The organism is Plantactinospora sp. WMMB782, assembly GCF_049179135.1.
GTDB lineage: Bacteria > Actinomycetota > Actinomycetes > Mycobacteriales > Micromonosporaceae > Plantactinospora.
The window spans coordinates 4,367,269-4,381,024 of sequence record NZ_JBMHMC010000007.1 but is presented as its reverse complement, the minus strand read 5'-3'; the positions used below and the strand labels follow the sequence as shown (position 1 = coordinate 4,381,024).

9 protein-coding genes are annotated in these 13,756 nt (G+C 70.5%); 5 read left to right on the top strand and 4 right to left on the bottom strand.

Features of this window, described 5'->3' with window-relative positions:
- Positions 1-158 precede the first annotated feature (158 nt).
- The 4 genes from ACN28A_RS21910 (at position 159) to ACN28A_RS21895 (ending at position 6,524) form a co-directional block, all read left to right on the top strand.
- Positions 159-2,489, top strand: coding sequence for a beta-L-arabinofuranosidase domain-containing protein (locus tag ACN28A_RS21910; protein WP_421397517.1), 2,331 nt, complete (start codon positions 159-161; stop codon positions 2,487-2,489).
- Between the two features lie 53 nt (positions 2,490-2,542).
- Positions 2,543-4,192, top strand: a complete 1,650-nt coding sequence (locus ACN28A_RS21905) for a ricin-type beta-trefoil lectin domain protein (RefSeq protein ID WP_421397515.1) — start codon at positions 2,543-2,545, stop codon at positions 4,190-4,192.
- Between the two features lie 197 nt (positions 4,193-4,389).
- Positions 4,390-5,787, top strand: a complete 1,398-nt coding sequence (locus tag ACN28A_RS21900; protein ID WP_421397513.1) for an enolase C-terminal domain-like protein — start codon at positions 4,390-4,392, stop codon at positions 5,785-5,787.
- 14 nt (positions 5,788-5,801) lie between these two features.
- Positions 5,802-6,524, top strand: a complete 723-nt coding sequence (locus tag ACN28A_RS21895) for a FadR/GntR family transcriptional regulator (protein ID WP_421397511.1) — start codon at positions 5,802-5,804, stop codon at positions 6,522-6,524.
- A gap of 182 nt (positions 6,525-6,706) precedes the next feature.
- On the opposite strand, the gene ACN28A_RS21890 is transcribed toward ACN28A_RS21895, so the two are convergent.
- The 4 genes from ACN28A_RS21890 to ACN28A_RS21875 form a co-directional block, all read right to left on the bottom strand.
- Positions 6,707-7,525 (bottom strand): ATP-binding cassette domain-containing protein, encoded by an 819-nt coding sequence (locus ACN28A_RS21890; protein WP_421397509.1) that lies wholly within the window; start codon positions 7,523-7,525, stop codon positions 6,707-6,709.
- Positions 7,525-8,580 carry an ABC transporter substrate-binding protein gene (locus tag ACN28A_RS21885; protein WP_421397507.1) on the bottom strand — a complete coding sequence of 352 codons (1,056 nt, stop codon included), beginning with the start codon at positions 8,578-8,580 and terminating at the stop codon, positions 7,525-7,527. Before ACN28A_RS21885 ends, ACN28A_RS21890 begins: the two co-directional genes overlap by 1 nt.
- Before the next feature lie 43 nt (positions 8,581-8,623).
- Complete coding sequence (locus ACN28A_RS21880) at positions 8,624-9,628, bottom strand: ABC transporter permease (protein WP_421397505.1); 1,005 nt, start codon at positions 9,626-9,628, stop codon at positions 8,624-8,626.
- Between the two features lie 280 nt (positions 9,629-9,908).
- Positions 9,909-11,702: a family 43 glycosylhydrolase gene (locus ACN28A_RS21875; protein ID WP_421397503.1), complete on the bottom strand. Its 1,794-nt coding sequence runs from the start codon at positions 11,700-11,702 to the stop codon at positions 9,909-9,911.
- A gap of 792 nt (positions 11,703-12,494) precedes the next feature.
- Here ACN28A_RS21875 and ACN28A_RS21870 point away from each other — a divergent pair.
- The gene (locus ACN28A_RS21870; protein ID WP_421397501.1) at positions 12,495-13,535 is read left to right on the top strand and encodes a LacI family DNA-binding transcriptional regulator; all 1,041 of its coding nucleotides are present in this window, start codon (positions 12,495-12,497) and stop codon (positions 13,533-13,535) included.
- Positions 13,536-13,756 lie beyond the last annotated feature (221 nt).

The window sequence follows — 13,756 nt, the reverse complement described above, 5'->3', positions numbered from 1 at the left end:
AGGATCCGCCGCCCGCCGCGACAGGCTCGGGCACGAGGGAAGTCCACACCGCCGTCGCCCGGACCGGCTGCCCGGCAGTCCGGCCCACGGCCCGCCTCGACCGCCCAGGGGCCACCGTCCCACCCGGCCCACCGCTCCCGCTGAGATGGAGAACCACCGTGTCGTTCCCGCCCGTGAGCCGACGCCGACTGCTCCAGGCCGCCGGCGCCGCCACCGTCGCCACCGCCGTCGGCCCCGGAATCGCCCAGCTGGCCGCGGCGGCCGCCGTGCCGCCGGCCCGCCCGGACATCGGCGTCTCCGCCTACCCCTTCGAGCTGGGCCAGGTGCGGCTGACCAGCAGCCGGTGGCTGGACAACCAGAACCGGACGATGAACTACCTGCGGTTCGTCGACGTCAACCGGATGCTCTACAACTTCCGGGCCAACCACCGGCTGTCCACCAACGGCGCCGCCACCAACGGTGGTTGGGACGCACCGAACTTCCCGTTCCGCACCCACATGCAGGGGCACTTCCTGACCGCCTGGGCGCAGGGCTGGGCGGTGCTCGGCGACACCACCTGCCGGGACAAGGCCAACCAGATGGTGGCCGAACTCGCCAGGTGCCAGGCGAACAACTCGGCCGCCGGGTTCAACACCGGTTACCTCTCCGGCTTTCCGGAGTCCGACTTCACCGCCCTGGAGGCGCGCACCCTCAGCAACGGCAACGTGCCGTACTACGCCATCCACAAGACGATGGCCGGGCTGCTGGACGTGTGGCGCCAGCTCGGCAACAACCAGGCCCGGGACGTACTGCTCGCGCTGGCCGGCTGGGTCGACTGGCGTACCGGCCGGCTCAGCGCCAGCCAGATGCAGAACATGCTCGGCACCGAGTTCGGTGGCATGAACGCGGTGCTCGCCGACATCTACCAGCAGACCGGTGACGCCCGTTGGCTGACCGTGGCACAGCGGTTCGACCACGCCGCCGTGTTCAACCCGCTGGCCGCCAACTCCGACCAGCTCAACGGGTTGCACGCCAACACCCAGGTGCCGAAGTGGATCGGCGCCGCCCGGGAGTACAAGGCGACCGGCACCACGCGCTACCGGGACATCGCCAGCAACGCCTGGAACATGACGGTGAACGCGCACACCTACGCGATCGGCGGCAACAGCCAGGCCGAGCACTTCCGGCCGCCGAACGCCATCGCCGGCTACCTCCGGCAGGACACCTGTGAGCACTGCAACACCTACAACATGCTGAAGCTGACCCGCGAGCTGTGGCTGCTCGACCCGAACCGGGCGGCATACTTCGACTTCTACGAGCGGGCCCTGCTCAACCACATCATCGGGGCGCAGAACCCGGCCGACAACCACGGGCACATCACGTACTTCACCCCGCTGAACCCGGGTGGCCGGCGCGGCGTCGGCCCGGCCTGGGGCGGCGGCACCTGGAGCACCGACTACAACTCGTTTTGGTGCTGCCAGGGCACCGGCATCGAGGTCAACACCGCACTGATGGACTCCGTCTACTTCCACAACGGCAACACCCTGACGGTGAACCTGTTCCTGCCGTCGGTGCTGACCTGGAGCCAGCGCGGCATCACCGTCACCCAGACCAACAACTTCCCGGTCGGCGACACCAGCACGCTCACCCTGGCCGGCAGTATGAGCGGCTCGTGGAGCATCCGGGTGCGCATCCCCGCCTGGACCAGCGGCGCGACGATAAGCGTCAACGGCACGGTGCAGGACGTCGCCGCCACCCCCGGCAGCTACGCCACGCTCACCCGTACCTGGGCCGCCGGGGACACCGTCACCGTCCGGCTGCCGATGCGGGTGGTCATGCAGGCCGCCAACGACAACCCGAACGTCGCCGCGGTGACCTACGGCCCGGTCGTGCTCTCCGGGAACTACGGCAACACCGCCCTTTCCGCCCTGCCGGCGCTGACCGTCTCGTCGGTCAACCGGACCGGGACGAACTCGCTGGCCTTCACCGCCACCGCGAACGGCAGCACGGTCAACCTCGGCCCCTTCTACGACGCGCACGGGCACAACTACACCGTCTACTGGAGCACCAGCGGCGGCAGCAACCCGGGGGGCACCAGCTACCGGCTGGTCAACGCCGGCACCAACCTGGTGCTCGGGATCCAGAACATGTCCACCGCCGACGGCGGACTCGCGGTGCAGTGGGGCGACAGCGGCACCGCCGACCACAACTGGGTCGTGGTCACCGAGGGCAGCGCGGTCAAGCTGCGCAACGTGCACAGCGGCAAGGTGCTCGGCGTGGAGAACATGTCCACCGCCGACAACGCCCGGGTGCTCCAGTGGGCCGACAACGGCACCGCCGACCACCTCTGGACGCTGCTGGACCAGGGCGACGGGACATACAAGATCCGCAACGTGCACACCGGCAAGCTGCTCGGCATCCTCAACGGCTCCACCGCCTGGGGCGCGCAGGCCGTGCAGGACCCGGACAACGGCAGCGCCGACAACCGCTGGCGACTGGTCCGCAACTGAGGAACCCGTTCCCCGGGCCTGGCGCGACGACCACCACAAGGATTGGAGAGGCAATGCGTACCCGTACCAGATGGCTGGCCGCGCTGACCGTGGCGCTGGTCGCGGCCGGCGTGACAGTGGTCGAGGCGGTCTCCTCGCCCCGACCGGCGAGCGCGTTGAACAACGGAGTGGGCCGCACTCCGCCGATGGGCTGGAACAGCTGGAACACCTTCGGCTGCAACATCAACGAGACGCTGATCCGGCAGATGGCCGACGCCATGGTCAACTCCGGCATGCGCGACCTGGGCTACAAGTACGTCGTCGTCGACGACTGCTGGATGAACTCGACCCGGGACGCCCCGGGCAACCTGCAGGCCAACCCGAGCCGCTTCCCCAGCGGCATGAAGGCGCTCGGCGACTACCTGCACTCCCGCGGCCTGCTCTTCGGCATCTACCAGGCCCCGCTGGACCGCACCTGTGCGCAGTACTTCGGCTCCTACCCCGGTGCCACCGGTGCGCAGGGCCACGAGGCGCAGGACGCCCGGCAGTTCGCCGCCTGGGGCGTCGACTACCTCAAGTACGACTGGTGCTCCCCCACCGGCACCATCAACGAGCAGGTGGCACGGTTCGCCCTGATGCGTGACGCGCTGGCCGCCACCGGCCGGCCCATCCTCTACAGCATCAACTCGAACAGCATCCACGAGAAGACCGGCCCGATGCGCAACTGGGGCGACGTGGCGAACATCTGGCGTACCACCGAGGACATCACGAACGCCTGGGACACCGGCCAGACCAACGGCTACCCGATGGGCATCCAGAACATCGTCAACGTGACCGTGCCGCTGGCCCACTACGCCAGCCCCGGCTCGTTCAACGACCCGGACATGATGGAGGTCGGCCGGGGCGGCATGAACGACACGGAGATGCGCAGCCACTTCGCCCTCTGGGCGATCATGGCGTCGCCGCTGATCGCCGGCAACGACATCCGCAACATGGACGCGGCCACCCAGACCATCCTGAAGAACCAGAACCTGATCGCCATCAACCAGGACTCGCTGGGCCTGCAGGCGACCCAGGTGTCCAACGACGGCACCCGGCGGGTACTGGCCAAGCGGCTCGCCGACGGCGACGTCGCGGTGGCCCTGTTCAACCAGGGCTCCTCGACGACCACGGTCAGCACCACGGCGGCGGCGATCGGCAAGTCCGGCAGCTCCTTCACCCTGCGGGACGCCTGGACCAACGCCACCTCCACCAGCACCGGCTCGATCAGCGCCTCGGTGCCCGCGCACGGCACCGTCGTCTACCGGGTCAGCGGCGGCGGCACCAGCACCCCGCCGCCGACCACCACGTTCCGGCTGCGCAGCGAATCCAGCGGCCGCTGCCTCGACCTGGACAACGGCAACACCGCCAACGGCACCGGCATGCTGATCTGGGACTGCCACAGCAACGCCAACCAGCAGATCACCCAGTCCGGCCAGTCCCTCCAGGTGCTCGGCAAGTGCCTGCAGATCCCGACGAACGCCACCGCCGGCACCCGGGCGCAGATCTGGGACTGCAACGGCGGCGCCAACCAGCGGTGGACCTTCAACGCCAACGGCACCATCGGCAACGGGCAGTTCCCGTCGCTCTGCCTGGACGTCAACAACAACGGCACGGCAAACGGCACCACCGTGATCGTCTGGACCTGCCACACCAGCGCCAACCAGCGCTGGAGCCGGGCGTGACCGTCCGCTGACGAAACAGCTTCGAACGGGCGAGCCGGTGCGGGTCCCGCACCGGCTTCCCCGTTTCTCCAGGTAGTCGACCGAGATACATTAGATGTCTGGGCCGGTCGGCATGGTTCGGGCGTTGACGGTGTGGACGAATTCTCCGTACACTTCCGTAGTCATCAGATCTTTTGGTCAGCGCACCCGAGGACCGCATGCCGCAGATCACCGCCGTGACCGTCGAGGACGTCCGCTTCCCCACCTCCCTCACCGCCGACGGCTCCGACGCGATGAACAAGGACGGCGACTACTCGGCGGCGTACGTCGTCCTGCACACCGACGGCGTCGACCCGCTCGGCGAACCGCTCGCCGGACACGGGCTGACCTTCACCATCGGCCGGGGCAACGACATCGTCGTCGCGGCGGCGGTGCACCAGGCCCGCCGCCTGGTCGGCCGGGACGTGCACGCGATGGCGGCGGACATGGGCGGGGTGTACCGCCACCTCACCTCCGACTCGCAGCTGCGCTGGCTCGGCCCGGAGAAGGGCGTGGTGCACCTCTCGCTGGCCGCCGTGCTGAACGCGTCGTGGGACCTCGTCGCCCGCCACGCCGGCAAGCCACTGTGGCGGCTGCTCACCGAGATGTCCCCCGAGCAGCTCGTCGACATCGCCGACCTGCGCTATCTCTCCGACGCGCTGACCCGGGCCGAGGCACTGGAGATCCTGCACCGGAAGGCGGACACCCGGGCCGACCGGGTCGCCGAACTCGCCCGTACCGGCTATCCCGCCTACACCACCTCGGCCGGCTGGCTCGGCTACGACGACGACAAGCTGCGCCGGCTCTGCCAGGAGGCGGTCGACGCCGGGTACGGCCACGTCAAGCTCAAGGTGGGCGGCGACCTGGACGACGACATCCGGCGCTGCGCCATCGTCCGGGAGATCATCGGCCCGCAGCGCAGCCTGATGATCGACGCGAACCAGGTCTGGGACGTCGGGCAGGCCGTCGAGTGGGTCCGGGCGTTGGCCCGCTTCGAGCCGCTCTGGATCGAGGAACCGACCAGCCCGGACGACATCCTGGGACACGCCGCCGTCCGCCGCGCGGTCGCACCCGTCGGGGTCGCCACCGGCGAGCACTGCCACAACCGGGTCATGTTCAAGCAACTGTTCCAGGCCGGGGCCGTCGACTTCTGCCAACTGGACACCGGCCGGCTGGCCAGCATCAACGAGATCGTCGCCGTGCTGCTCCTCGCGGCCAAGTTCGACGTGCCGGTCTGCCCGCACGCCGGCGGGGTCGGGCTGTGCGAGATGGTCCAGCACGTCTCCGTACTCGACTACGTCGCCGTCTCCGGGGACCTGCGCAACCGCGTCACCGAGTACGTCGACCACCTGCACGAGCACTTCACCGACCCGTGCCTCGTCCGGGACACCGGCTCGGGCAGCGCCTACCTGCTGCCGGCCCGGCCGGGCTACTCTACGCAGATGCGTCCTGAGTCCGTGGAACGGTACCGGTTCCCCGACGGCAGCTACTGGGCCGGGTCGGCTTCCGCACGGGCGGCCGCCGCGACCGGGTCGTACCCGGCGTGGGACGCCTCGGCCGCACCCGCCGGCCGCTGAGGAACCCGCCCGTCATGTCCCGCACCGACGACGTGGTGAACGGCATCAAGCGGATGATCCTGGAGGGGGTGTTCCGGCCCGGCGACCGGCTCCCCGTCGAGAAGGACCTCGCCGAGTCGCTCGGCGTCTCGCGCGGCTCACTGCGCGAGGGGGTGTCGGCGCTGTCGATCCTCGGCATCGTCAACACCCGGCAGGGCGACGGGACGTACGTCACGAACCTCGACACCACCCAACTGCTGGCCCCGATGGGTTTCGTGGTCGACCTCCAGGGCCAGGGCGACGCGCGGCACATCCACACCGTCCGGCGCCTGCTCGAATGCGAGGCGGCCCGGCTGGCCGCCACCAGGATCACCGACGAGGCGCTGGCCCAGGCCAAGGACCTGCTCGACGAGGCGGCCCGCTCGGTCGGCCAGAGGCCGCCGGACCACGAGCGGATCATCGAGATCGACATCGCCTTCCACCGCATCATCGCGGCACACAGCGACAATCCCGTACTCGTCGGCCTGATCGAGGCATTCGCCGGGCGTACCGTCCGGGGACGGCTCTGGCGCAGCCTGCACGAGGAGGGTGCGGACCGGCGTACCCACGAGGAGCACGTGGCGATCTGGACCGCGCTCGTCGCGCGCGACCCCGAACGGGCCAGGATCCGGATGGCCAACCATCTGGTCGGCGTCGAGGAGTCGCTGCACGGGCTGCCCGAGGACCCCGACCCGGTCTCGGAGTTGCCGGCCGGCTGAGCGGCCCGGAGCGCCCGGTCGGTCGAGCGGTACCGGAGCCCGGCGGCCGGCTCAGCGGTTCGGCGGCGCCCGGCCGGCTCAGCAGTTCGGCAGCGCCCGGCCGGCTCTGTGTGCCCGAGCACCCGGCCGGTGCGGCGGTAGGCACCACCGGCCGGGTGCCACGGTGGACGGGGCGGTTGCCGTCAGTTGTCTTCCGGTTCGCTGGTCCGGGCGCCGGTCATCGCCGCGACCAGGTCGTCCGTGCCGACCTCGTCGGCCCGGAACCGGGCCGTCCGGCGGCCGAGCCGCAGCACCTCGATCCGGTCGGCGATCTCGAGCACCTGCGGCATGTTGTGGCTGACCAGCACCACTGACATGCCCGCGTCCCGGGCCCGCCGCACCACGTCGAGCACCCGCCCGGTCTGCACCACGCCGAGCGCCGCGGTCGGCTCGTCCAGGATGACGACGTTCGTCGCCCAGATGATCGCCCTGGCCACCGCCACGCACTGCCGCTGCCCGCCGGAGAGCATCGCGATCGGCGTGCCGACCCGGGGGATCCGGACGCCCAGCTCGTCCAGCGCGGCAGCGGCACCCCGCCGCATGGCGGGCTTGTCGAGCAGTCCGAGCCGCCCCAGCAGCCCGGGGCGGGAGATCTCCCGCCCCAGATAGAGGTTGGCGGCGACGCTCAGGTCGTCGGCGACGGCGAGATCCTGGTACACCGTCTCCACGCCGGCCCGGCGGGCGTCGATCGGGCTGCCGAAGTGCACGGCCCGGCCGCCGACCCGGATCTCCCCCTCGTCCGGGGCGTGCACCCCGGACAACGCCTTGACCAGGGTGCTCTTGCCGGCCCCGTTGTCGCCGATCAGCGCCACCACCTCCGCCCGGTGCACGGTGAAGTCGGCGCCGCGCAACGCCTCGACGTGCCCGAACCGCTTGACGACGCCGCGCGCCTCCAGGACCGGCTCCGCGGCGGTGCCCGGTGCCGGCTCGGTGGCCGTGCCGGTGACCGGCGTCGCTCCCATCACTGCACCGGAGGGTTGTCGCAGTTCGGCTCGAGTACCGCCTTGGACTCGGCGGCGTCGATGTTCTCCTTGGTCAGGAACGTGACGCCGGTGTCGGCCGACGCCAGCGGCGCCTTGTCGCGGAGGTGCTTCACCATGCTGTCCACCCCGAGGTAACCCATCTTGAACGGGTTCTGCACCACGAGCGCGGAGATCTGTCCGCTGCGCAGTCCGGCGATCTCGTCGGGGGCGGCGTCCCAACCGATGATGACGACCTTGCCGGACTTGCCGGCCGCCTGGATGGCCTGCGCGGCGCCGAGCACGCTCGGCTCGTTGGCCGCGAAGACGCCGGCGAGCCGCGGGTTGGCGGTGAGGATGTTCTCGGTGACCCGGCGGGCCTCGTTGACGTCGCTGTGGCTGGGCTGCTGTCCCACCAGCTTCAGGTTGGGATACTTCGTCAGACCCTCCTTGAAGCCCTCGACGCGCTCGGTGTTGGTCTGCGAGCCGGGCTGGAACTCGATGAGCGCCACGTCGTGGTTGCCGGTGCCGAGTTCGTCGGCGAGCATCTTGGCCGCCTGCACGGCCGCGGCCCGGTTGTCGGTGGCGTACAACGGCACGTTGTCCGGCTGCGGGTTGGTGCCGGAGTCGATCATCGCGACCGGGATCCCGGCCGTGACGGCCCGTTCGGTGGCCGGAGCCAGCGCGGCGGAGTCGGTCGCCGCGTAGACGATGCCGTCCACCTTCCTGGTGACGAAGTTCTGCAGGAGGTTCACCTGTCCCTCCACGTCGGTCTCGGCGGTCACGCCGTCCCACTGCACCGTGACGTCCCCGGCCCGCTTCGCGGCGCACTCGGCACCGGCCCGTACCGTGTTCCAGAACTCGTGGCCGACGGCCTTGGGCACCACGGCGACTTCCAGCGGCCCGCTCTTCTCCTGTGGCGCACCGTCGTCGCCGTCCCGGACCTCGACACTTCCGCACGCGGTGAGGACCGACGTCGCCAGGAGGGCGACCAGAAGTGCCCGGCCGTACGGGCGGCGCGGGCCCACCCGCCGGCTGCTCGTGCTGGGGTATGACATTTGGTGTGTCCTTCCTCGTCCCGGGTGGCCGGAGCGGGGCACGTCAACCACGTGCCTCCAGACGGCGGCGGCGGTACTGGTCGAAGTAGACGGCGGCCCAGATGATCAGACCGACGATCACCTGCTGGTAGTGGATGCTGATGTCGAGCAGGACGGCGCCGTTGCGCACCAGGGCGATCAGGAAGGCGCCGATCATCGTCCCGACGATCCGGCCCTGCCCGCCGAAGAGGCTGGCTCCGCCGATGACGGCCGCGGCGATGACGTCGAGTTCGAGTGCGATCCCGTAGTTGGGCTGACCGGAGTTGACCCGGGAAGCGGCGATCATGCCGCCCAGTCCGACCAGCACGCCGGCCAGTACGTACACCCCGGTCAGGTACCGTCCGACCGGGATGCCCGAGCGCCGGGCGGCCTCCGGGTTGGAGCCCATCGCGTAGGCGTACTGGCCGAACCGGGTCTGGGAGAGCAGGAACGCCACCCCGACGGCGACCACGGCGGTCAGCAGTACGGCGAACGGGACCCCGAACAGCTCGCCGTTGCCGAGCAGTTGGAAGGACCTGGGCAGCGAGTAGACCCCGACCGCCCCGGTGACGATGAAGACGAGACCGCGTCCCACCGACATCGTGCCCAGGGTGGCGATGAACGGCGGGATCCGGGCCACCGTCACCAGCAGCCCGTTCAGCAACCCGGCCGTCGCCCCGACCGCGACCGCGACCCCGGTGGCGGCCCAGACGGAGAAGCCCAGGTCCCGGACGGCCATCGCGCCCAGGACGCCGGCGAGGGCGGCGACCGACCCCACCGACAGGTCGATCCCCCGGGTGATGATCACCATGGTCTGCGCCGTGGCGATGATCGCGATCACCGCGGTCTGTGCGCCGATGTTGAACAGGTTGTCGGCGGTCAGGAAGTGTGGGCTGGCGAGGCTGAGCGCGACGAAGAGCACCACCAGCGCGACGGCGGCGGTGAACTCCGAGACGGCGTGCGAGATCCGCTGCCGGAACCAGTCGGCCAGCCTTCCCCGCGTCTCGACGGACTGCTCGACGGTAGTCATCGCCGAACCCGACCTCCCCAGCTTCGCCGCACACCGTCCGGATAGGTCAGATGTTTCCAGCCGACCTGGCGTTACCCTGCCACGCGGGCCGACCGTTGCCAAGGTCCTTCGAGGAGGTTTCGACATCGTTGCGGCCCCAGGAGCGTTCGGACGATCCGTGGACCGATCCGACCGGTCAACACTCCCACTACCGCTCGTAACATCAGATGTATGGCTACGCAGTAGCGGGTGGACCGCAGCGATGCCGCGGTCCACCCGCTGCTCCGGACGGCGGGGTCGACTACGGGCTGGTGCAGCTCAACGACGGCGTCGAGGGGCTACCGCCGGCGATGAAGCCGAACGTCGTCGAGCCGCCCGCCGCGAGAGCGCCGTTGTACGACGTGTTCCGGACGGTGACCGTGGACCCGCTGGTGCTGGCCGTACCGTTCCAGACCTGGCCGACCGACTGCCCGGCGCCGAGGGTCCAGCGGACCGCCCAGCCGTCCACCGGCGCCGATCCGGCGGTCACCGTCACCTCGGCCTGGAAGCCGCCCGCCCACGAGTTGGTGGTGCGGTACGCCACCGTGCACGCCTCGCCCGCCGGCGGAGGAGGAGTGGTGGTCGCGCTCGCGCTCGGGGTGGGTGCCGGCGGCGTGGTCGTGCTGGGCTGCGGACTCGGCGGCGCGGTGGGGGTGCCGCGGGCGCCGAACTGCCACCAGTCGACGTTGAACAGGTTGCCGCTGCCGCCGGTGAAGCGCAGGTAGAGGTCGTGGGTGCCGCTGACGTTGCTGACCGGGCAGCTGACGGTGGTCCAGGTCTGCCAGCCACCGGTGCCGGGGACGGTGCAGGTGCCGACGACGGTTCCGTTCGCGCTGCCCAGCCGCACCTCGATCCGGCCGCCGCTGGTCGCGGAGGCCACCCGTGCGTTGAAGGTGGCGGCACCGGCGCCGAAGCCGACGCCCTTGACCTTGATGTAGTCGCCGTTGCCGATGAAGGCGACGTTCATGCCACCCGCGCTGGAGACCTCGGTCTCCACCCCGCTGCTCCAGGCGATCGTCTCGGCCTCCTGCCGCGAGTACGGGTCGAGGACGCCGATCTGTGGTGCCCCGGCGCTCGTCATGTTCATCGTCGGGATGGTCCCGTCGGCGTTGTAGCTGAACTTCTCGACCGCCACCGAGCGGGTGTATCCGCTGCCGCCGGGCAGCGCCCCGTTGTGGTAGAAGAAGTACGAGCCGCCGTTGAAGTCGATGATCCCCGGATGGTTGGTGAAGCTTGCGCCCTGCCGGGGCATGATCGTCCCGCGGTACGTCCACGGCCCGGTCGCCGACGGTCCGGTGGAGTAGGCGATGAACTCGCTGCAACACTCCGCCGCGAAGATCATGTAGTACTGGCCGTTGCGCTTGTACACCCACGGCGCCTCCTCGTAGAGGGTGGGCCGGCTCGTGTTGCCGGACCGGGCACCGAAGCCCGCCGTGGTCAACGGGATCTGCGTCGGTCCACCCGAGAAGGAGATCATGTCGGCGTTCAGCCGCACGTACCACAGGTTCGGGTTGCCCCAGTACAGGTACGCCTGGCCGTTGTCGTCGATGAAGGCCGCCGGGTCGATCTCGCCGTTCTCCACGAGCGGCCGGCCCAACGCGTCCCGGAACGGGCCGGTGGGGCTCTCCGACACCCCGACCCCGATCGCCATCCGCCCGGTCGACCGGTTCTTCACCGGCACGTACCAGTAGAACTTGCCGTTGCGGTAGATGGTGTGCCCGGCCCAGGCGTCCGCTGAGGCCCAGGCGAAGGTCGCCAGGCTCATCGGCGAGCCGTGGTCGGTCCAGTTCACCATGTCGGCCGACGAGAACACCCGCCAGTCACGCATGGTGAAGTACGTCGAGCCGTCCTCGTCGTGGCCGGTGTACAGGTAGACCCGTCCCTGGTGGACCAGGGGTGCCGGATCGGCCGTGTAGATCGTCTGCACGATCGGGTTGTCCGCGCGGGCCGGCTGTTGCACCACGGCGACCAGCGCCGTGGCGCAGACCAGACTGGCGAGCCAGGCGACGGCCCGGCCGAACCTGTCGACCGTGCGGGCTGCGGGTACCTGTTCCACAACGACCCCTCGGGATGAGTGGCCGGGCACGCGGCGGCGTGCCCGGCCGGACGGATGGTTCGCCACTACGTCCGGGCGGCTGTCGGGCTGGGCCACCGGGGACCCGACGGCGGATGCCCGTCTCGACATCACACAACTCCCTCTGCCGACGCACCGTTGCCCGGTAATACGACGCCACACGGCCGCCGTCACCCATCGATGGACGTCGCTGTCAACGTAGAATCGTAATCTGATGAATGTCAACGTGTAAACCCGGGCCAATCAGCACAAGTGCCCTCACGTTCCCTCGGCGGGCCGCCTGGACTGTCGCATTAGTCCGATGAACGGACCAGCACGGCGCGACAGGCGAGACGGACACGGCGACGCGCCTGCGGTCGCGGGCAACGATGTTAGCGCTCACATCATCGCGCGCACTGCACCCTCGGCTCCCGACCGTCGAGCCGGGCGGCCCGGTTGCCCGCCGCTCCCCTCACATGGACTCTGGCCGATGTCACCGACATCCGTCAAGATGTGTCGGCGAGGTTTCGCGAAAGTGACCATCGGACACCGGGCTCCCGTCGACCGTCGAGGTCCGGCACCGGATCCGCCACGGAGCCATCACACCACTGCTGACCTGCCTATCGGCCCCCAGCCCCGGCGCCCGGCGCGAGGAGCAGACCGGGCGAGGCAGGCGGACCGGGTAGGCGGTACGAAATGTGGCCGCTAACATTCGTAGCGTCGTCCCAGGTCAGCGCCGCCCGCCGGACCTCTCGACCCCGCCGGGACCGTTCGCGGTCGCCGTAGACTCCGGGCGTGCTGGAGGAAGGCCGACAGAGACGCCGTCAGGCTCGACGCCGTGGAGACCTGCCCATCGCGACGATCGCCGAACTGGCCGGCGTGTCGCCGCCCACCGTCTCCAAGGTGCTCAACGGCCGGGCCGGGGTGGGCGAGCAGACCCGGCAACGCGTGGAGGCCCTGCTGCGCGACCACGGTTACCGCCGCCCGTCTCCGGCCCGGACCGCACACGGCCTAGAGGTGGTGTTCCAGCAGATGCTCGGCTCCATCGCGATCGAGATCATGCGCGGTGTCGCCGGAGTCGCGGCGCTCCGCGACTGCACCGTCGGATTCACCGACGTGGGCCCACGCGCCTCGGCCGGCGAGCTGTGGGTCGAACCGCTCCTGCTACGGCAGCCCGCCGGAGTCATCACCGTCTTTCCCGGAGTCACCGCCCGGCACCGCGAGATGCTCGCGGCCAGTGGCGTTCCGCTGGTGGCGGTCGACCCGATCGGCGACCTCTTCCCGACGCCGGCCGTCGGGACGAACAACTGGAGCGGCGCGGTCGCGGCCACCCGGCACCTGCTCGACCTCGGGCACCGCCGGATCGGCGTACTCGCCGGCCCGGCCAGGGACCTGTCCGCACGGGCCAGGTTGGACGGGATCCGGGCCGCCCTCGACCACGTCGGCATCCCGTTCGACGACGGACTGCTCCGGCACGGCGAATTCACCTTCGAGGAGGGCCGGGACCTCGGCCGGGAGCTGCTGACCCTGCCGGCGGCCCCCACCGCCGTGCTCTGCGGCGACGACCTCCAGGCGATGGGCGTCTACGAGGCGGCGCGGCAACTCGGCCTGCGCATCCCCGACGACCTCAGCGTGGTCGGCTTCGACGACGTCGAGCAGGCCGGCTGGCTCGCCCCGGGCCTGACCACCGTGCGCCAGCCGTTCGCGGAGATGGGCGCCACCGCCGCCCGGCTCGTGCTGGCCCTCGCCGAGGGCCAGGCCCTGGCGCAGCACCGGTACGAGTTGGACACCACGCTCGTACCGCGCGGCAGTACCGCAGCACCCCGTCCGCGATAGCTCCGGAAGCGACGACCGCGGTGCGGCGGAGCGGACCGCCGGACAGCTGCCGATGGCCGACGCCGGGAACCGGGCCCGGGTGCGGACGGGGGTGCCGCACACCGGGGCCGGGGCACTGCCGGGTGAGTCCACCGGGGAGACCGACCGGTGCGGGCCGCCCTCGGCTGTCTCGCTAAATCGAGTTAGCACGTACTCTCGCCATCCGCGCCGCCGGTGTCAAG

What these genes read in the sequence shown, in the direction of transcription:
- ACN28A_RS21885 (WP_421397507.1), bottom strand. Translation starts at nt 8,580, where the DNA reads ATGTCATACCCCAGCACGAGCAGCCGGCGGGTGGGCCCGCGCCGCCCG.
- ACN28A_RS21905 (WP_421397515.1), top strand. Translation starts at nt 2,543, where the DNA reads ATGCGTACCCGTACCAGATGGCTGGCCGCGCTGACCGTGGCGCTGGTC.
- ACN28A_RS21890 (WP_421397509.1), bottom strand. Translation starts at nt 7,525, where the DNA reads ATGGGAGCGACGCCGGTCACCGGCACGGCCACCGAGCCGGCACCGGGC.
- ACN28A_RS21895 (WP_421397511.1), top strand. Translation starts at nt 5,802, where the DNA reads ATGTCCCGCACCGACGACGTGGTGAACGGCATCAAGCGGATGATCCTG.
- ACN28A_RS21880 (WP_421397505.1), bottom strand. Translation starts at nt 9,628, where the DNA reads ATGACTACCGTCGAGCAGTCCGTCGAGACGCGGGGAAGGCTGGCCGAC.
- ACN28A_RS21900 (WP_421397513.1), top strand. Translation starts at nt 4,390, where the DNA reads ATGCCGCAGATCACCGCCGTGACCGTCGAGGACGTCCGCTTCCCCACC.